The sequence below is a fragment of the Paenibacillus sp. sgz302190 genome, from assembly GCF_059820445.1.
In genome coordinates this window covers 21,108-43,670 of sequence record NZ_JBZYAO010000056.1, presented here as the reverse complement: position 1 = coordinate 43,670, position 22,563 = coordinate 21,108, and the positions used below count along the sequence as shown (strand labels likewise).

At 51.7% G+C, this 22,563-nt stretch carries 1 protein-coding gene and 4 pseudogenes; all 5 read left to right on the top strand.

The genetic code is table 11. The features are described from left to right. Nucleotides 1-17 precede the first annotated feature (17 nt). Nucleotides 18-7,817 (top strand): annotated as a pseudogene (locus AC6RNO_RS34330) (PfaD family polyunsaturated fatty acid/polyketide biosynthesis protein); the annotation flags it as partial. Nucleotides 7,818-8,069: 252 nt separating this feature from the next. Further along, a pseudogene (locus AC6RNO_RS34325) lies at nt 8,070-10,208 on the top strand (type I polyketide synthase); the annotation flags it as partial. Continuing rightward, entirely contained in the window at nt 10,200-10,967 is a 768-nt protein-coding gene (locus tag AC6RNO_RS34320; protein ID WP_497108181.1) for a polyketide synthase dehydratase domain-containing protein, read from the top strand. The pseudogene AC6RNO_RS34325 and the gene AC6RNO_RS34320, both read left to right, overlap by 9 nt. A gap of 283 nt (nt 10,968-11,250) precedes the next feature. After that, nucleotides 11,251-17,625, top strand: a pseudogene (locus AC6RNO_RS34315) (SDR family NAD(P)-dependent oxidoreductase); the annotation flags it as partial. A gap of 349 nt (nt 17,626-17,974) precedes the next feature. Continuing rightward, nucleotides 17,975-22,496: pseudogene (locus AC6RNO_RS34310) on the top strand (SDR family NAD(P)-dependent oxidoreductase); the annotation flags it as partial. Between the last annotated feature and the right edge of the window lie 67 nt (nt 22,497-22,563).

The window sequence follows — 22,563 nt, the reverse complement described above, 5'->3', positions numbered from 1 at the left end:
CGGCGGGCGGGCGCGTGATGTATCTGCAAGCCGATGTATGTGATCGGGAAGGGATGGAAGCGGGGCTGAGACAGGTCCGGGACCGTTTTGGCGCCATCCATGGTGTGATTCATGCGGCGGGACTGCTCAGCAGCCAGACGATCCTGAGCACAACGGCAGCGGAATTCCAGCGCATCCTCGATCCGAAAATCGAGGGCGCCCTTGTGCTGGATGAGCTATTGAGGGAGGAAGCGCTGGATTTCGTCTGCTATTTTTCCTCCTCGTCGGCGATTCTGGGCGACTTTGGCTCCTGTGACTACGCGATGGGCAACCGGTTCTTGATGGCGCATGCGAATTACCGGAACGAGCTTAGCCGGCGCGGGCAGAGGCAGGGCAAAACGGTAGCGATCAACTGGCCGTTATGGAAAGGCGGAGGGATGGGAGCCGGCGACGGCGAGCATGCGAAGATGTATTTGCAANTGGCGCATGCGAATTACCGGAACGAGCTTAGCCGGCGCGGGCAGAGGCAGGGCAAAACGGTAGCGATCAACTGGCCGTTATGGAAAGGCGGAGGGATGGGAGCCGGCGACGGCGAGCATGCGAAGATGTATTTGCAAGCGAGCGGTCAGCGTTATTTGGAAGCGGAAGAAGGCTTCGCGGTCTTTGAACGATTGGTGAGCGGAAGCAGCGCTCACACGCTGGTGCTTGTCGGACAGCCAAGCCGTATACGGCGGTTTCTGGGATTGAGCGGGGCTTCGGTAGAAGCGAAGCCTCAAGGTGATTCGCTGTCGCCAGCCGTTGCTGCTGTCCGTCCGTCAGGGCAAGGAAGACGCCCTGAGATGAGGGGCTGGAGCGTGGAGCAGTGCTTGGAGTGGGAACTGAAAGAGCTGGTCAGCCAACTGCTGAAAATATCCCGCGAGCGGGTTGACCGAACGTCGAATCTGGCGGAATTCGGGTTTGATTCTTTAAGTCTCGCCCAATTCGCGGCAGCGTTAACGAGCTGCTTTGGCATCGAGACGTCACCTTCTGTGTTTTATGGGTACCCGACGCTAGGGCGCTTGGCCCATTATTTTCTGGGTAATCATGAAGCCGCTATTCAAGCTCATTATCAGGAGCACGAGGAGAGTTCCCAGCCAATGAGCGCGCTGAAGACAGCTGCAAAAGAGGTTGCCCGGAAACCGCAGAACCCGAGCGCCAATGACCGCATGTCATGTATTGCCCCGTTAGACGAGAATGGGGGAGATGCATCCCGGCAGTTCAGTGAGAAGATTGCGATCATTGGCATGAGCGGCCGCTTCCCGGATGCTCGCAATATCGACGAGCTCTGGCGGGTTTTGGCAAACGGAAGAAGTGTTGTAACCGAATATCCGTCTGAGCGTTTGGCAGGAAGGGCTGCGCGGACAGCTTCAGTGAAAGGCGGTTGGGTGCCTGGCGTTGACGAGTTTGATCCTGCCTTTTTTGAAATATCTCCACGCGAAGCGGAAAGTATGGACCCTCGGCAGCGGCTTCTTTTGCAGGAATCGTGGAGAGCGCTGGAAGATGCCGGATACGGGAACATGCAGATCGAAAAGAGCAAAATCGGCATATTTGTCGGCGTGGAGCAGGGTGACTACCTTATTTTAGATAGAGACACAAGCAATATTACGGCGAATCATAATGCGATTTTATCAGCCAGGCTGGCCTATTTCCTTAACTTGGAAGGCCCGGTCATGTCGATTGATACCGCATGTTCGTCGGGATTAGTAGCTGTGCATCAGGCTTGCGCCAGCCTGCGGAATGATGAATGCGATACAGCGGTGGCAGCAGGTGTCAGTTTGATTCTGTCTGATGAAACGATAGCCGGCATGGAACAAGCCGGCATGCTGTCCGAGGACGGTGCCTGCTATGCGTTCGATAAGCGGGCCAATGGGATGGTTCCCGCGGAAGCGGTGGCTGTAGTTGTACTCAAAAGGTTATCCCAAGCCGTGGCCGACGGTGATCCGATCTATGCGGTTATCAAAGGGAGCGGGATCAATTACGATGGCAAAACAAACGGGATAACCGCGCCGAACGGCGTCGCGCAGACCCGCTTGCTGAACGCGGTTTACGATAAATGCAAGGTGGACCCTGAGCAAATCGACTATATCGTGACACATGGGACTGGAACCAAATTGGGAGATCCTGTTGAAATCAATGCGCTGTACGACATGTTTAAAAGCCGTACCTCCAAGCAAGGCTACTGCGCGTTGACGTCAGTGAAAAGCAACATCGGGCATACGCTTGCCGCGTCCGGAATCGTCAGTCTCATCAGTCTCGTGCAGGCGCTGCGGCAAGAAGTGATTCCTGCCAGTCTTCACTGTGAGACGGAGAATGATTATATCAATTGGAAAGATAGCCCTTTTTATGTGAACAAAGCAGCCCGTCCCTGGCTGAAAAAGCAAGGGCAAAGCCGGATAGGCGCAGTGAGTGCTTTCGGCATGAGCGGAACGAACGCCCACCTGGTTGTGGAAAGCTACGAAGAGAACAGCTTGAAACCAAGTAAAGGCCGCGCTCCTTATTATATGCTGGCATTTACAGCAAAGACGGAGAGCATTCTGCAAGAAAAGATCAAAGATATGGTCGCTTTCTTACGGGATGGAGAAGATGAACAGCTTCATTTGTCGGATATCAGCTATACCTTGCTGAAAGGGCGGCACCATTTTCAATACCGCTGTGCTGTCGTGGTTCAAGATAAGGAAGATGCCATTCATGTCTTAACTCAGGCTGTGCGTAAAGAACAATCGCCGTCTTTGTTTACAGGCACTGTTTCCCGTGATTTTACAGGGCAGAAAACGATTGAATGGTTTGTCCGGAGCCTGATAGGGCAAAGCGAGTCGCTGCAAACAGATAAGCAGAAGTATCAGGAAATGCTGAAAGCTTTGGCCGAATTTTATTGTCAGGGTTATGACATGGATTGGGAATCGTTATTTGGCGAAGCGGCAGCAGCGCGCATTCATCTCCCTGCTTATCCATTTGCCAGAGAGCACTATTGGGTTCGGAAAGCTGTATCTCCTGCCCATTCGTTACCTGTTCTACAAGCTGAAAATAACGGATGGACAACTGGGAACCCGGATAAACCAAGTGAAATCTCGTTGGTATCGTTAAGCGAAAGTTTGCCGTCTGCCCTGCAATCGGAGCAAGCCGTTCCTCGCCGCATTAAACTCTCGTCGCAGGATGGCGCAAGGCCACTGGAGCTTGTTGAGCCTATTCGGGCAAAGTCTGCACCGTTGGCTGATCCGACGCCGGAACAGATCCGTTCCTTGCAGGAAGATTTGAAGTCCGGCCTGGCGGATGTTTTATATATGAAGCGTCATGAGGTTGATTTGGACAAAAATTTCGTGGAGATGGGACTCGATTCGATTATCGGCGTGGAATGGATGAAAGCGATCAATCACCAATTCGGAACATCGATTACCGCAACCAAAGTGTATGATTATCCAACGATTCGAGAGTTTGCAGCTTATTTAGCCGACCAGGTGAAGCTGAAGCTCTCCTCTCAGACTTATGCGGGCGCAAGCCAGAAAACGGCATTGAATGCCGGAGCGGAATTGGCCGCATCGCCTTCGCCTTCGCAAGAAAGCGAACGCTTGACAAAGCTGAATCAGGAACCTTCAATCGCGGCTTTGCAAGCGGAGCTTGCGGCCAGCTTAGCCCGCATTCTTTACATGAAACCAGGCGATGTGCATGCGGACAAGAAGTTTATCGAGATGGGACTTGATTCCATCTTGGGTGTGGAATGGATCAAAGATATAAACAAGCAGTACGGCATGTCAATTACAACAACCAAGGTATATGACTATCCGACGATTGAGGCATTCGCAGTTTTCCTTAGCGAACAAATCAGGAGGGGCGGTCAAAACCGGCCTTTACAAGAGTCGCCTGCCCGCCCTGAGCAATGGGGAAATTCGGTCTTTCAATCGCGATACCGTTCCAAATGGAGTTATTATGCAGGTTCAATGGGACGCGGTGTTGCTTCGGAGTCCTTAGTCGTAGCTATGGGCAAGGCTAAATTGTTAAGTATTTTTGGGAGTGCGGGTTTTAGAACGGAGCAAATCGAAGGGCATATCCAAAAAATCCAAGCTCAATTGAGCGCGGATGAGCCTTATGGCATGTGTCTGATCTCCAATTTTCACGATCCTGAAGAAGAGTGGCGGCAGGTTGAGCTGTTTCTTGCATACAATGTGCCTGTGATTGAGGTTTCGGCCTTCGCGGGAATGACCGAGCCGTTAGTTTACGGCAGAATTAAGGGAATTAGCCGGCAGCAAGGCCGGATTATGCTGCCCCGCCGAATGATTGCCAAGTGCTCGCGGCTGGAAGTAGCACGTCTGTTTCTGTCGCCGCCACCCATCGATCTTGTAGAAAGTTTGCTGCGCAAAGGATGGATTAATGAAGAGGAAGCGAGATTATCGCAATGCATTCCGATGGCCGACGATCTTGCCGTAGAGGCCGATTCAGGCGGGCATACGGATCAGGGTGTGGCTTTTTCTTTGATTCCTTCCGTGATTGCTCTGAAAAAGCGGTTGCATCAGCATTACGCTTACGAGGAAGAAATTATGATTGGCTGCGGCGGAGGAATCGGATCGCCTGAAGCGGTTGCATCAGCTTTTTCGTTGGGAGCAGACTTTATTTTCACTGGCTCCATTAATCAATGCACTGTGGAAAGCGGCGCTCACGAGGCGGTCAAGGATATTTTGCAAACGGTATCCATCCATGATACGGCGATCACGATTGCGGGAGACATGTTTGAGGCAGGCGCCAAGGTTCAAGTCGTCAAAAAGAACAGTCGCTATTATGCGCGCGCCCAGTCATTATTTCAATGGTATGCCCATTATAATGCCATCGATGAACTGCCTGCGTATATAAAGAACGAAATTGAAACAACCATTTTTAAGAAGACATTTACTGAAGTGTGGGAGCTTGTTTGCAATTATAAAAATCGCTGGAATCCGGAAGAAATCAGGGAAGCGGAGCATAATCCCCGCTTGAAAATGGCACTGATTTTCAAGTGGTATTTTGCCCATTGCGGCCAGATTACGCGCGACGGCGACGTATCTGAAGCGGACAATTTTCAGATTTTTTGCGGCCCGGCTATGGGGTCGTGCAACGAATGGTTGAAAGGAACGCCCTATGAGGATTGGAGAAACCGCCATGTGCATGAAGTGGCCGAATGGTTGATGGTTCAGGCATGTGCACGCAGACAACCCGTGCCGCCGACTCCAGAGAAGCAGGAAGAGCAGGGCCAGGCAAAGGGATATACGAAGATACAGGCTGACGATACGGCGATTGCTGTCCTCGGTATGTCGGGACAATTCCCCAAATCCGCGAACTTGGCGGAGTATTGGAACAATCTGGCGCAAAAAAGGGATTGCATTTCCGAAATTCCGGCGTCACGCTGGCCTTTTGCAGCTTATTATGATCCGAATCCAGAGAGTCCTGGCAAAACCATCAGCAAATGGATGGGTGTGCTGGAGGATGTGGATTTATTCGATCCCTTATTCTTTCATATCACTCCGGTTGAAGCTGAACTCATGGACCCGCAGCAGCGATTGTTTCTGGAGCACTGCTGGACTTCTATAGAAGATGCCGGGTTGCTGCCGTCCTCCCTGTCCGGCAGCCGATGCGGCGTATTTGTCGGCTGCGCCGCAGGCGATTACGGCAAGCGCGTCAGCCGGCAAGAGCTTAATGCGCTCGGGCTGATGGGTGAGACCCCCTCGATCCTGGCGGCGCGGATTTCGTATCTGCTGAATCTTAAGGGTCCGAGTATGGCGATTGACACAGCTTGCTCGTCGTCGCTTGTCGCCATCGCAGAGGCGTGCAACAGCTTGCTGCTGCGCAATACCGATCTGGCTTTGGCCGGCGGAGTCAATGTGATGGAAGGCCCGTCGCTTCATATTATGACGAGTAAGGCAGGCATGCTTTCTGAAGACGGACGGTGCTACTCGTTTGACAACCGGGCCAACGGATTTGTTCCCGGGGAAGGTGTCGGCGTTGTCCTGTTGAAACGGTTAGCCGATGCGGTCAGAGATCAGGATCAGATTCAGGCGGTGATTCGAGGCTGGGGCGTGAATCAGGACGGAAAGACCAACGGCATTACGGCTCCCAGTGCAAAGTCGCAGCGAGAGCTTTTACAGGATGAGGTATATGAACGCTTTGGAATTGACCCCTCGACTATTACATTAATTGAAGCTCACGGAACGGGGACGAAGCTGGGCGATCCCATTGAAGTGGAAGCCCTTACTGAAGCTTTTCAAGTCTATTCAACTCAACAAAATTATTGTGCATTAGGATCTGTGAAAAGCAATATCGGTCATCTGCTGCCAGCGGCGGGCATAGCGGGAGTATTGAAGGTGATACTTGCCTTGAAACAACAAATGTTGCCGCCTACGATCCATGTTGAAAAGGTGAATGAGCATATTGCGTTAAACGACAGCCCTTTTTACATCAATACGGAATTGCGGAAATGGGAGCTTGCTCCGGGAATACCGCGGCGTGCGGGTGTCAGCTCCTTTGGATTTAGCGGAACAAATGCTCATTTGGTGATTGAGGAGTATGTCAAAGTCTCTGCCGACTGGGATCGTAACGATTTGGCTGATCCACAGGCTCCAGTGCTGTTTACCTTGTCAGCCAAAAGTGAAAAGCAGCTCATTGCCTATGCGGAATCGTTCAAAAGGTTTGTTCAAGCTCATGGGCAGCTTGATATCGCGAACATGGCTTACACGCTTCAGACGGGAAGGGAAGCGATGAACTATCGCATGGCGTTCGCGGCCGGTTCACGGGCCGATGTGCTGCATACGCTGGAAGCATTTATCCGGGGAGAAGCCACACCGGCAACGGCAATTGGACAGGTGAAAGCGAATAACTCCGATGGGGATACGCAAGCCTTGCTCCGGACAACGTTGCGGGAGCGAAATCTGCGGCGGCTTGCAGAGTATTGGGTAAGCGGTCTGGAGCTTGACTGGAGCTTGCTGTACGGCGAACGATTCCCTCAACGCATCAGTTTGCCAACCTACCCGTTTGCAAAACGGCGTTATTGGGTAGAGCACAAGCATACGGGCGCAGACGGGGCAGTAGGAATACACAAGCAAGCCGATGCTGAAAGTTTCGACTCTGCGGCCGCAATGACGGAAACCGCTAATCCGGGTCGAATAGTCTTGCTGCCATTAACCGAATCTCAGCCGATCGCCGGTTCCCAAAGAGAGCCGTTCGCTGCCGCTGTTACGTTGGCGCCGTTAAGCTCTAAGTTGGGTTCGGAACAGTCGCTTTCGAGAGAAACGGAAAGCGCTGCTTTGCTGGAAGAGCTGGCTGCCTGCCTGGCTGAGGCTTTATATCTTGATCATGACGACGTTGAAGCGGATACGAAATTGGTAGACATGGGTGTAGATTCCATCGTCGGTGTGGAATGGATTCAAACGATTAACAAGAAGTATGGGACATCTTTCCCGGCGACGATCATTTATGAGTATGCAACGCTGCGCGAACTTGCTCCTCTGGTGCAAAAAGAGGGAAGCCGGCGTGATTTGCTTCATCCCAATGGGATGTCGGCATCAACGGATGAGCGGCAACTTCCTTCTGCGGCAAGCGCCAAGGTTGATATAGAGCCGCAATCTGCGGTATCTCTTCGGGACGAACAGAGTATCTCTGTTTCCAATCAATCGGAGATTGCCATAACGGTTTTACTGGAAGAGCTGGCGGCAAGTTTGGCTGAGGCGCTGTATCTGGAGCCTTCCGATATTGATGTGGATGCCAGATTCGCGGATATCGGGCTGGATTCGATAGTGGGCGTAGAGTGGATCAGGGCGATAAACAAAAAGTATGGAACTTCATTTGGGGCTGCGATCATTTATGAGTATTCCTGCATCCGGGAGTTCGGACAATTTTTGAAAAGCGACTTTCATTCACAGGTAAGCCGGACTGCTGCAATTTCGAAAACCATTTCCCAATCAACGACGGGAACCGTATCGGAAATCATAACGCAATCTGCGCCGCAAGCTCCGTCAGAAGTCATGACGGAAACTACGCCGCATGCAGCGTCCCAAACGGGCGGGGAGCCGTCTGCTTCCAACGAATATATAGAGGGGATTGCCATCGTTGGGATGTCGGGAAGCTATCCGGATGCTAAGGATCTTGATCAGTTCTGGGACAACCTGGCTCACGGCAAAAACTCGGTTCGCGAGATTACTGAGGATCGTTGGGATGTCAACGCCTATTACGATTCGCGTCCTTTCCAAGAAGGCAAGGTGAATTGCAAATGGCTAGGGATGCTGAACGATATAGATTGTTTCGATCCGCTGTTCTTCCATATTTCTCCCGGCGAAGCCGAAGCGATGGACCCGCAGCAGCGGCTGTTTTTGCAGGAAGCTTACAAAGCTTTTGAGCATGCGGGGTATAGTCCGGGATCACTCAGCAATCAAAAATGCTCGGTTTATCTGGGCATTATGAGTAACGAATATGGAAAGATGGCTGCCCAAAGTCACGCCAGTATTGCGAGTACGACAGGTAACAGCTTTGCTATCGCGGCAGCCCGCATTCCCTATTTTCTCAATTTGAAAGGCGCTGCGATCGCTATTGATACGGCTTGTTCCTCTTCATTGGTGGGGATACATCTGGCATGTCAGGCTTTATTGCAGCACGAAATTCATATCGCTTTGGTCGGCGGAGTTACGCTGTATTTGACCCCAGAAGGGTATGTGGACATGTGCGCGGCGGGAATGCTGTCTCCGGACGGCAAGTGCAAAGCATTTGACAATAATGCCAACGGATTCGTGCCTGGTGAGGGCGTGGGAGCCTTGGTACTGAAGCGATTGAAGGATGCTGAGGCGGACGGCGATACGATCTATGGCGTGATTGTCGGTTCCGGGGTTAACCAGGACGGCAAAACGAATGGGATCACGGCCCCGAATATGAGCAGTCAAATGGAGCTAACCGGGGATATTTATGAAAAATACAAGATTGCTCCGGACAGCATCAGTTATGTTGAAATGCATGGAACAGGAACGAAGCTGGGCGATCCGATCGAACTGGAGGCGCTGTCTCAAGTATTCAAGACTCATACAACGCGCACAAATTTTTGTGCAATCGGGTCGGTCAAAAGCAATATCGGACACACCTCCGCAGCCGCCGGCATAGCAAGTGTACAAAAAATCTTGTTATGTTTGCAGCATAAAAAACTGGTGCCTACACTGCATTTTGAACAGCCGAATCAACATTTTGACTTTGATGATTCGCCATTTTATGTCAATACCGAACTGATTCCCTGGAAAGCAGTATCCAATAAGCCTCGACGGGCCTGTGTGAGCTCCTTTGGCTACAGCGGCACCAACGCCCATCTTGTCATTGAGGAATACAGACCGAAGATGGTTCGGGAACCTGAGTCATTCGAGGGCGAAGATGGGCATTCACCGATGACGGTGGTATTGTCGGCGCAAAGCGAAGATCAGTTGGCGAATTATGCGGAAAAGCTGGGCGCTTGGATAGACAGCCACCAGGATTTCGAGCTGAGCGACCTGACCTATACTCTGCAGACAGGGCGCGATGCGTTGGATTACCGGTTGGCGTTGGTGACTGATTCCAAGCAAGAAACGCGCAGAGCATTGGCCGAATTCGCATCCCATCGGGCAGGCAAGGGCATTTATACAGCTAAAGTCGCCAAAGGGAAAAACGGCATCGGCCTGCTTGAGAACGATGGGGAAATCAGGTCCCGGATGCCCGCCTGGATCAAGGAGCGAAATATGCATGCTATCGCACAAGCTTGGGTGTCCGGTTTCAAAGTCGATTGGAGTATGCTGGAGGTCTCCAAACGTCCGCGTCGGATCGGCTTGCCAACCTACCCGTTCGCTAAGGAAAGATACTGGCTGCCGCTGAAGAAAGCAGCCGTTCTCGAAAGCGCCGGGATGACCTCGCGGACGGCTGTCCTGCATCCTTTACTGCATCAAAATACGTCGATTCTCACCGAACAAAGGTTCCGCACCACACTGACGGGTGAAGAGTTTTTCATAAAGGATCATCAGGTCAAAGGAGAACGGATTTTGCCTGGGGCAGCTTATCTGGAGATGGCTCGGGCCGCCATCGAACGATCAACCGAGCCTGAGAAAGCCGGGCAATTCTCCGTAAGGCTTCAACATATCGTGTGGACGAGCGCCGTTATTGTCAAGGATACGCCTGTAGAGCTTCATATTGGGGTATATGCGGGTGAACAAGGTGAGATCGGCTACGATATATACAGCATACCGGAAGAGGCCGGAGGCGATCGCAAGATTCATGGTCAAGGTCACGGAGCTCTGGTCGCACAAGAACAAAGCCCTGTTTGCGATCTGCCGGCTTTGCGGGAACAGTGCAAGGATCGTGTGCTTACTGCTGAACAATGTTACGGAGCTTTCAGTGCGATGGGGATCGATTACGGTCCAAGCCATCAGGGGATTGTACACCTCCATACAGGCACCGATCAAGTGTTGGCGAAACTGGCGCTGCCTTCTTGTGCAGCCGATACGCAAAAGCAGTATACCCTGCATCCAAGCATAATGGACGCGGCTTTTCAGGCCTCCCTCGGCTTGCTGATGGATTCAGGCCTTCGCGAGCCCGCCTTGCCTTATGCGTTGGATGAACTTACTGTACATGCTGCCTGCACGTCCGCCATGTGGGCTTGGGTGCGGTACAGCGAAGGAAGTCAGGCCGACGGCAAGATCATGAAGCTGGATATCGAACTGGTTGATGAGAACGGCCGGGTCTGTGTCAGTATGAAAGGCTTCTCGACGCTGATATCTCAAGGGAAGGTTATCGCCAACCGCAAGGATTCGAACTTGCATATGCTTCAGCCAAGCTGGCGTCAGCAGAGCATTGCCCAAACGGCTGCCGTTTCTGATTTTACGGTTCGCCGCGTGCTGGTGTGCGATCCGGACGCGCCATTCTCAGGAAATGGAAATGGAAATGACCAAGCAAAGGGGGGACGCGGATTTGTTGTACGTTCCGAATAACAAGGGCATTGGGGAACGTTTTCAAACCTATGCCATTCAGGTATTTGAAGAGATTCAGCATATGCTTCAGGGTAAGACTAAAGGCAAGATGCTGCTCCAACTGGTGATTCCCTTGCAGCGGGATTTGCCTATCTGCTCGGGGCTTTCCGCTCTGCTAAAAACAGCTCAACTGGAAAATCCGAACTTTAACGGGCAAATCATCGAAGTGGAGACGACGGACAGGAGTCAAGCGGAAATCGAAGCCTTATTGGAAGCAAACAGCCGTTTCCTCGACGATCATTGGATTCGGTATCAGGATGGCGAAAGATACGTCGCCGGTTGGAGCGAGGTGGAATCATCCCAACAGGATTCCGCGATTCCTTGGGTTGACCGCGGCGTTTACCTGATTACGGGCGGAGCAGGGGAGTTGGGTCTTCTCTTTGCGAAGGAGATTGCCCGGAAGGTGAAAGAGGGGATCGTGATTCTTGTAGGCCGTTCCCCGCTTAATGAGAAAAAAGAAGCCAGTCTCCGCGAAATTGAACGATTGGGCATTCGCGTTTCGTATCGGCAGGCCGATGTCGCTGATGAAACAGAGGTCATCCAACTGGTTCAAAGTATTCGTGAGGAATTCGGAGGAATTCATGGAATCATTCACAGCGCAGGCATCATTCGCGACAATTTCATTATCAAGAAGACCAGAGAGCAGTTCATGGAGGTGCTTGCCCCCAAGGTGACGGGATTGCTCAATCTGGATCATGCCACAGCGGCGATGGAGCTTGACTTTTTTATCATTTTTTCCTCGACGGCAGGAATTTTAGGCAACCCGGGCCAAGCGGATTATGCGGCAGCTAATGCTTTTATGGACGCCTACGCCAAATATCGCAATGGTTTGATGGCTCACAACCAACGAAAAGGACGCACAATTTCGATCAACTGGCCGTTGTGGAAAGAAGGCGGCATGCAGATCGACCCTAGATTCGAACAAATGATCGAGCACAGTACAGGGATGCTGGCGATTGACACAGCTTGCGGCATTCATGCTTTTTATCAAAGTGTGGCTTCGGGACAGGAACAGGTAGCGGTGATCAAAGGCGATGCGCGGAAGCTTCAGGGAGCCGCAGGAGCTCCCGAGGCGGATATAGAAGCTCCGAAAGCAGAAGCCGGAAAACAAAGTCCGGCCGACCTGCAGGCAGGAGATCACGAGTTGGAGGAGCAAGCGGCTGTTTATGTGAAAAAGTTGCTTTCCTCCGTCATCAAGCTCCCGCCGGCACGTATCCAGGCCGAGATCCCGTTCGAACAGTACGGAATTGATTCTATTATGGTTATGCAAATGACGAATCAACTGGAGCAGGTATTCGGATCTTTACCGAAAACGCTATTCTATGAATATCCCAATATAGCCGAATTGACGGCGTATTTCTTGCAAGTATATCCGGAACGATTGAAAGACAAGCTCGGGTACGCAGACAAAGCAGCCGATAAAGAAACGGCGTGGTCTTCGGTTCCGCAGATAAGCCATACGCGGCTTATCGAGTCCAAAGATGAACAGCAGGCCGGAGCGGCGGATATCGCCATTATCGGGTTGGCGGGACGATACCCGGGAGCCGGCCATATCAGGGAGTTTTGGAGGAACTTGAAGGAAGGCAAAGATTCCGTTGCCGAAATCCCCGCAGACCGCTGGGATTATAAGCAGTATACGCACAGCAAATGGGGCGGCTTTGTAGATGGAGTGGATCAATTCGATCCGCTCTTCTTTTCGATTTCGCCTCGCGAGGCGGAATTGATGGATCCGCAGGAACGCTTGTTTTTGCAATGTGTCTATGAGACGTTGGAGGATGCCGGGTATGCGTCCCGTGCTCCGATCGGCGCGAATGGCAGCGCGAGTCCGGATGCTGTCGGTGTATTTGTCGGGGTCATGTACGAAGAGTACCAGTTGTATGGAGCGCAGGAGCAAGCAAAGGGAAGGACCGTTACGCTTTCGGGAAATCCATCTTCGATTGCGAACCGCGTATCGTATTTTTTTGATTTCCACGGACCGAGTATGGCGATAGACACGATGTGCTCATCTTCCTTAACGGCGATCCATTTGGCTTGCCGCAGCATACTATCGGGCGATTGTGAGCTGGCGATTGCCGGAGGCGTGAATGTGTCTGTGCATCCGAATAAATACTTGGCGCTGGAGCAAAGCCATTTTACGTCCAGTAAAGGGCGCTGTGAAAGCTTTGGCGAAGGCGGCGACGGTTATGTGCCTGGCGAAGGCGTAGGTTCTCTCCTGCTTAAGCCGCTTTCAAAGGCCATTGCCGGCGGGGATCACATCTATGGAGTAATTAAAGGAAGCGCAATTAATCATGGCGGAAAAACGAACGGCTATACGGTCCCGAATCCGAACGCGCAGGCCAAAGTAATTGACAAAGCCTTGAAGAAAGCGGGTATTGATCCGCGAACGATCAGCTATATCGAGGCTCACGGCACAGGCACTTCTTTGGGAGACCCCATCGAAATTACAGGTCTGGCTAAAGCGTTCCAAGCGTCTACGCAAGACAAGCAGTACTGTGCTATAGGCTCAGTAAAGTCAAACATCGGACATGGAGAGAGCAGTGCCGGCATCGCTGGACTGACGAAAATCCTTCTGCAAATGAAATATCGGCAGTTGGCGCCTTCTTTGCATTCCAAGGTATTGAATCCTCATATTGATTTTGGCAGTACGCCCTTTATCGTTCAGCAGGAGCTGGCTGAGTGGCAGCGTCCGTTGGTTGAGGTAGACGGGGAAATGAGGGAGTTTCCGAGAATTGCAGGCATTTCCTCTTTTGGAGCGGGAGGTTCCAACGCCCATATACTGGTCGAGGAATATATTCCCGGGCAGCCAGCGGCGGGCTGCTCGGCTTCGGCGGCGGAGAGTACTGTGCTTATTGTGCTTTCCGCCAAAAATGAGGAGCAGCTTCGCGGTCGTGTCGAGCGTATGGTAACCGCGATTCGAGAATGGCCGTTAACGGATGGCGATTTGCTCTCGATGGCATACACCCTCCAGACGGGACGGGAGCCTATGGAAGAACGGCTGGCTGTTAAGGTGGACTCGGTACAGGAGCTTGAGGCCAAATTGCTGGCCTATTTGAATGATCAGGCCTCGCTGGAAGACGTGTTCCTCGGGCAAGCCAAGCTCATTCAAACGGGGCTCGATGGATACGCCAACGATGAAGATATGGAAGAAACAATTGCAGCATGGATTCAAAAAAGGAAGTATAGCAAGCTGCTTAAGCTTTGGGTGAACGGCTTGCATGTGAACTGGAACTTATTATACGGCGATGTGAAGCCCGGTCGCATCTCTTTGCCGACATATCCGTTTGCGAAGGGCCGCTATTGGATCGCCAGGTCAGAAGACAAAATACCTGCAGCCGTAGAGGCGCAGCTGTCAAACCTGCCGGCAGAGGACATAGAGCCGACGACATGTCCGAAGCGTAATTTGCCGCCAGTCGGAATGGCGGGAGAATTTGCTTCGAGCCAGGCCGATAAACCAAGCGGCATTGCTTTGACGCCGGTGGCAAACGAAGCAGAGCTTGCGGCTCCGCAGCGCTCTGCGCCAAGCGTCTTTCCTGCCAAATCCGCCGCAGCGATCCGGAAGGAATTAGCGTCCAGCCTCGCTGCTGCTTTGTATATCGATCCCGGTCAAATCGATCCTGATCAAAAGTTAATCGATATGGGAATGGACTCGATCATAGGCGTGGAATGGGTTCGTATGATTAACAAAGATTACGGAACTTCTTTTGCGGCTACCGTCATCTATGATTATCCGACGATTCGCCAGCTTGCAGGACTGTTGCAAAACGAGCGGATTGAAGAGAAGGTCCCGGAGAACGTCCCGAAAGAAATCGAAGCCGTTCCAGTCAGTCAGGCAGTTCCGGATGCTGTCGGACTTGCGAAAGAAGACAAGCTTGCCGGCGCCGAACATCCTCCTGCTGGCAAGGCTAATCAGCAAGCACACTATACGGAAAACCCAGCTTGCAGAGAAGCTGTGGCGATTGTGGGAATTTCCGGCAGATACCCGGGTGCGGAGGATGTTGATCAATATTGGCAAAACCTCGTTGCCGGCAAAAATTCCGTCAGGGAAATTCCCCCGGATCGTTGGGATATTAACCGTTATTACAAACAGGGGCAGGGTCAAGCCGGTCCTATGTATTGCAAATGGCTCGGGGTACTGGATGAAATCGAATACTTCGACCCATTATTTTTCAATATTTCACCGAGTGAGGCGGAGATGATAGATCCTCAACAGCGCATCTTTTTACAGGAAGCCTATAAAGCCTTCGAGGATGCAGGATACGGTCCTGATGAATTGAACAATCAAAAATGCGGCGTCTACCTGGGCATGATGGGTAACGAGTACGGCCGCAGGACGAGCAGCAGCAAGACAGGCATTTCGAGTACGACAGGCAACAGTGCAGCGATTGCCGCAGCACGTATTCCGTATTTTTTGAATCTGAAAGGCCCTGCAATCTCGATTGATACAGCCTGCTCATCCTCTTTGGCAGCTGCCCACCTGGCAAGCCAGGCGCTTTTGAACCGGGAAGTGAACATCGCGTTGGTTGGCGGGGTGACGCTGTATTTGTCGCCGGACAGCTATTTGGACATGTGCTCGGCGGGGATGTTGTCTCCGGACGGTCAATGCAAAAGCTTTGATAACAGCGCCAACGGCTTTGTTCCCGGGGAAGGTGTCGGAGCATTGGTGCTGAAAAGGTTGGAGGATGCTGAAGCGGATCATGATCATATCTATGGCGTCATTATCGGATCCGGTATGAATCAGGACGGCAAAACGAATGGGATCACTGCGCCCAGTATGAGCAGCCAAATAGAATTGGTCCGTGACATTTATCAAAAATACGATATTTCTCCGGAATCAATCCGTTATGCGGAAATGCATGGCACGGGCACCAAGCTTGGCGATCCGATCGAACTGGAGGCGCTGTCGAAGGTATTTAAAGAGCATACGGAAGACAAACAGTTTTGCGCGATCGGATCAGTGAAAAGTAATATCGGCCATACGTCCGCTGCTGCCGGAGTCGCCAGTGTGCATAAGGTTTTGTTGTGTCTTAAACATAAAAAGCTGGTACCGACTCTTCATTTTAATGAGCCGAATCAGCATTTCAACTTCAAGAATTCACCTTTTTATGCCAATACGGAAGTGAAACCTTTGCAGGGGAAATCATCGTCTCCTCTTCGCTGCTGTGTAAGCGCCTTTGGATACAGCGGAACGAATGCCCATCTTGTGATTGAGGAATATCGCAAGCCGGACAAGAGGCTGAAACATGCTGAAGCCAGAGGCGATCAGCCTGTTCTCATCGTATTATCGGCTCAAAGCTGGGAGCAGTTGATACGTTATGCGCAGGCAATGAAAAGCTGGCTTGAAATTAAAAAAGATGCGGATTTGCAGGATTTCGCCTATACCTTGCAAGTAGGGCGCGGCGGTATGGACTATCGACTGGCATTTGTGGCGCATTTTGTTGAAGATGCGGTGAAGGCGTTCGACGATTTTATTCAGGGTCGTCCTTCCGCCCAAATGTGGAATGCAAAGGTTAGTAAGAGCAATGCGGAAATTTTTGAAACGGAAGAAGAAGCTCAGCTTGCTTTGCAGCATTGGCTTCGCACCGACCGTCTGGACCAGGCTGCGGAAGTATGGGTGAAGGGCCAACCTTTATGTTGGAACTTGTTGTACGGTTCAGAGAAGCCTAACCGCATCAGTCTGCCAACTTATCCGTTCGCGAAGGAACGCTGCTGGATTGCAGATGACTTCGTGCAGACGAGCGGTAATCAGGAGGGGGCTGATTGCTCTTCTTTCATTCACCCGATGCTGCACCGCAACGTGTCGGATTTTTCGGGAACTCAATTCAGCTCCGTTTTTACAGGAAAAGAGTTTTTCCTGGCTGATCATACGGTGCGAGGAGAACGGGTTTTGTCAGGGGCAGCTTGCCTGGAGATGGTTCGAGCGGCTATTCATGAGGCGGCAAACTTATCACGTGCGGATCAGACGATGATTCGGTTGAAGGAAATCGTCTGGCACCGCCCCCTTGCTTTCAGGAATCCGCTGCTTAAGGTTCATATCGGATTAACGCAAACGGGCAAGGGTTCCATGAACTTTGAGATTTACAGCGGATCAGGGGAAGACAACACGGCGAAATCTGCTGTGTACAGCAGCGGAAGTGCCGAGCTTGTTGCAAAATCCGGGAATTTCAACCTGGATATAGAAGCCTTGCTGTCTCAATGCAAATCCGCGGCGCTTACTTCCGGCGAATGCTACGATGCGTTCAAACGGATGGGCATTGAGTATGGCGCAAGCCATCGCGGAATAGACAAAATTTATATAGGAACCGATCAAGTTACAGCAAAGCTTTCACTGACATCCTTGGCGAGTCGTGTACAAGACTCCTGCTTCCTCGATCCCGGTCTGATCGATTCAGCCTTCCAGGCATCAATTGGTCTCGTATACGGATCAGTGAATTTGCAGCTGTCGGTACCCTTTGCGCTGCAAACCGTAGACATCTTGCGGGATACGAACGCTTCCGGCATGTGGGCGTGGATTCGTTACAGCAAGGATGAAAATGCGGATGACAAGTCACGGACAGTGGATATTGATATTTGCGACGAGGAAGGGATCGTATGTGTGCGAATGAAAGGATTTTCGACCTGGGTATTGGAATCGGAATCGTCTATAGATGCCAGTGAAACCGAGTTCTATATCCGGCTTACCAAGCAAATATCCGAGGGTGACTGGTCGGAAGAGGAAGTTGAACAGATCCTGCGGTCTCGCATCGGGGCAGGAGGGGCATATGGCTAACCAACCCAAATTGAAATCCTTGTATCAGCTAATTAAAGAAGGAAAAATAGATCCGGAGGATGCCGTTCAGCAATTCAAGCGTTTGGCCTTGGAGCATGCCGGGCAATCCGGCCCTTCGAATCCCGTGCAAGCAGCTTTTCAGGGCGGCTCACATGCAGTTCACCTATCCATCGATACTTTGAAAATAACTCTGCGGGAAACCATCGCTTCGCTCTTGAAGGTGGGAATAAGCGATGTGGACGATGCAATCCTGTTCGATCAGGGGCTGGACGCGGTCCAGCGGACCGAACTGGCCCGGGTGCTTCAGCGGGAATACGGCTTTGAGCTTGATCCTGCTGTATTCGCCGAGCCTATTGACTTGCAGAGTCTGGCGGCTTCTCTGATAGAGGAGAACCGCCATGCAATCTCGGAGCACGTGACGCCGCCGCAAGCAGCAACTTCCCCAAATTCAGGGGAAGCTTTCTCGGCAGACTTCAACCAATGGCTAAGGGATAAAGCGGAGGGTTATATCAAGCGATTGCTGTCCCCCGTGATTAAGCTTCCGGCGCATCGCATCGAATCGGATGCTCCGATCGAGAGATATGGAATTGATTCCTTAATGGCAGTTCAATTAACGAGTCAATTAGAATCATCGTTCGGGCCGCTGCCCAAAACGTTGTTTTTTGAATATCAGAACCTTCGGGAATTGACGGCTCATTTCTTGGGGAGCTATCGGCAATCGTTTATGGATGTATTGGGAGTCTCTTCTTATATGGAGACAGGAACTGAACACAAGAGCAAACCATCAGCCATTGCCGATATATCAGAGAAAACCGTTCAGGGGTATGCGGAGAGCGGAGCTCTGGATATTGCGGTCATAGGATTAGCCGGGAAATACCCCGGAGCGAACCATATACAAGAGTATTGGCACAATTTACAGCAGGGCATAGATTGCGTAACGGAGATTCCTTTGGACCGCTGGGATCATAGCGAGAACAGGGGCAGCAAATGGGGCGGCTTTCTGGAAGGTGCGGATCGGTTCGATCCCCTCTTCTTCCAAATAGCGCCGAGAGATGCGGAGACCATGGATCCCCAGGAACGTTTATTTCTGCAATGCGCTTATGAAACGCTGGAAGATGCCGGATATACGCGAAAATCTTTTCAGGCAAGCGCAGACGGAGGCTTGGGCGGGAACGTGGGCGTCTTTGTAGGGGTCATGTACCAGGAGTACCAATTGTACGGCGCGCAGGAACAGGTACGGGGCCGCTCGGTGGCACTCTCCGGAAACTCATCGTCCATTGCCAACAGGGTTTCGTATTTTTTTAACTTTCATGGACCAAGCATGGCGATCGACACGATGTGTTCTTCTTCCCTGACAGCGATTTATTTGGCATGCCAAAGCATCAAAAGCAGGGGGTGTGAATTAGCGATTGCCGGAGGGGTCAACCTCTCCATTCATCCGAATAAGTACCTGGCGCTTGAGCACGGAAAATTCGCATCGAGCAAAGGGAGGTGTGAAAGCTTTGGTCAGGGCGGAGACGGTTATGTGCCTGGAGAAGGCGTAGGCGCTGTGCTTTTGAAACCTTTGGATAAGGCCGTTGCTGATGGAGATCACATATACGGTGTCATTAAAGGGGTTTCCATCAACCACGGCGGCAAGACAAATGGTTATACAGTGCCGAACGTCAATGCGCAAGCAGCCGTCGTTGCCAGTGCCTTGAAAGAGGCGGGCGTTGATCCGCGGAAGGTCAGTTACGTCGAAGCGCACGGCACGGGGACCTCTCTTGGCGATCCGATCGAAATCTCAGGATTAACGAAGGCATTTCAGGCATATACCCAGGACAAGCAATTCTGCGCAATCGGTTCGGTAAAGTCGAATATCGGGCATGCCGAAAGTGCGGCGGGAATTGCCGGATTGACCAAAATTTTGCTGCAAATGAAACACGGTCAGTTAGTTCCTTCTTTACACGCGGAAGCGCTCAATCCGCATATCGATTTCGACCATACCCCCTTCTTCGTTCAACAGAAGTTGGCGGAATGGCAGCGTCCCGTCATCAGGGATGGAGAGATGACCGGGGAGTATCCGAAAATTGCAGGCTTGTCTTCCTTTGGCGCAGGGGGATCGAATGCTCATATTGTGATTGAAGAATATATACCGGATAGCCGGGAACGGGCGATGCCTCTCATCACGATACAGAACCCGGCTCTTATCGTGTTATCGGCAAAAAATGAACAGCAGCTCCGCCAGCAGGCGGAACGTCTCCGATTGGCTTTAAGTGACGGCGGCTTCTCTGACGGGGATTTGCCGGATATTGCTTATACGCTCCAGATTGGACGGGAGGCTCTGGAAGAAAGATTGGCGCTGACGGCTGTATCGATTCGTGAACTGGAAGCCAAGCTGAATATGTTCCTGGAAGGCCATGAGGAAGCGGAGGATATGTATCGCGGGCATGTTAAGGCGCACAAGGAATTGTTGAGCTTTTTCGGAGACGATGAGGAGTTGAAAGAAGCTGTTGAGAAATGGATCAAGCGTAAGAAATACGGTACGCTGCTTGATTTCTGGGTGAAGGGAATCACGCTGGATTGGAGTCTGTTATACGGCTCGAACAAACATAAACTGCGTCGCGTCAGCCTGCCCACGTATCCCTTTGCCAAAGAGCGTTATTGGGTGCCCGAGGGTGCCATTAGGGAACTCGCAGCGGGAGCGGGGTTTATTGCTGCGCTTCATCCGTTGGTTCAACAAAACAGCTCTATTTTTGAGGAAATGCGGTACAGCTCCGCCTTTACAGGGCAGGAATTTTTCTTGAAGGATCATGCTGTGCAAGGGCGGGCTGTTATGCCGGGTGTCGTACATCTGGAGATGGCGCGTGCAGCCGTCAAGGCCGCGTTGGATGGCCGCCCGGCTGATCTTGCAACTGCGGATCAATGGGGCATTCGCCTATATAACGTACTTTGGACGCGTCCCTTGGCAGTAGATAAGCCCGTTCAGATTCACATCCGTTTAACACCGGAGGAAGAAGGGGACATAACCTTTGACATATTCAGCGAGCAGGAGGAACAAGAAGGAGAGCCTGTATGGTACAGCCAGGGAAGCGCCGTTTTGCATCAGGTTCATCACCCCCCTTCCCTGGATCTTCTGACCATTCGGGAATCCTGCTCGATAAACCGATATTCCTCTACGGATATTTATGATACGTTTCGTTCGATTGGTATCGAATATGGTCCAAGACAGCGGGCTATTCAGGAATTGTACGCGGGGCATGGCCAAGTTTTGGCTAAGCTTGCGCTGCCCGAATCCTTGAATCAGACATTAAAGCCCTACATTCTTCATCCGAGCTTAATGGATGCGGCACTCCAAAGTATGCTTGGTTTGGGCATGGGAGATGCCGCGAATATCCGACTTTTGTTGCCTAACGCTTTGCAAGAACTGGACATCTTTGGAGCCTGCGGTTCTTCCATGTGGGCCTGGATTCGATATCAGGTTGACAGTGAAACGGATGTGCGGGGCAATAAAGAAACAATCATGGATATTGATTTGTGCGACCAAGAAGGAAAAGTCCTGGTACGGATGAAAGGTATTTCTTGCGCGGAACTTGCTGGAGCCCGGATTCGGGCAGCCAGGGATACGAAGGATACATTGAGGCTTCATGCGGAATGGCGTAATCAGCCGATTTCGTTGCAAGCATCATCGGCTGATTACGGGGATCATTGGATTATTTTATGTGATCCCAAGGCTGATTGGGCAGAACAGATTGAGAGCCGGATGAGCGGAGTCCGCTGTCTTGTTTTGAATTCGAAATTGTCAGGCCCGGCCGAAAAATATCAGAGCTATGCGCTTCAGATGTTTGAACACATTCAAGCGCTGTTAAGAACGAGAACTGAACGCAGCGTGTTCATGCAGCTTGTCGTGCCCTTGCGTGCAGAAAGCCGACTGTGCGCGGCGCTCGGCGCTCTGTTGAAAACAGCGCAAGCGGAAAATCCGCGTATCCGCGGACAAGTCCTCGAAGTCGAGGCGGACATTGGCTCCGACGTTTTGGCAGCCATATTGAACGAGAACAGCCAATTGCCTGATGACGAGCGAATTCGCTATGCGGGCTCTCAACGATCTGTATGTTTCTGGAAGGAAACGCCCATTCCAAATGAAGGACAGGCAATCCCTTGGAAAAAGCAAGGGGTCTATATCATAACAGGCGGAGCAGGCGGTTTAGGGTTGATTTTTGCGAAAGATATGGCGGAGCAGGTCGGCAATGGCGTGTTGATTTTGTCTGGCCGATCCCCGCTGAACGCGGAGAAGCAAGCCAAGCTGAAAGAAATCGAAGCGTACGGAACTCAAGTGGTCTATCGACAGATGGATGTGACAGATCCCGCAGCAGTTGAGGAGCTTATACGTGAATCAGTAAGACGGTTCGGCGGCATCGATGGCATTATTCACAGCGCAGGCGTTACACGCGATGCCTATATGATTCAAAAGTCCGCCGAACACTTCAATGAGGTTCTCGCCCCCAAGGTGGCAGGTTTAGTAAATATGGACGAAGCTGCCGGCGCCATGGATCTGGATTTCTTTATGATGTTCTCCTCGATTGCCGGAGCGGTCGGCAATCCGGGTCAGGCAGACTATGCCGCAGCGAATGCTTTTATGGATGCTTATGCGAATTATCGCAGCAGTCTCGTTGCTCAAGGAAAGCGCAAGGGACGGACACTATCGATCAATTGGCCGCTCTGGCATGAAGGCGGGATGCGCGTGGGAGGCGAGATGGAAGCCATGATGGCGAAGCATACAGGCATGACAGCTCTGAAGATCCCTGTTGGTCT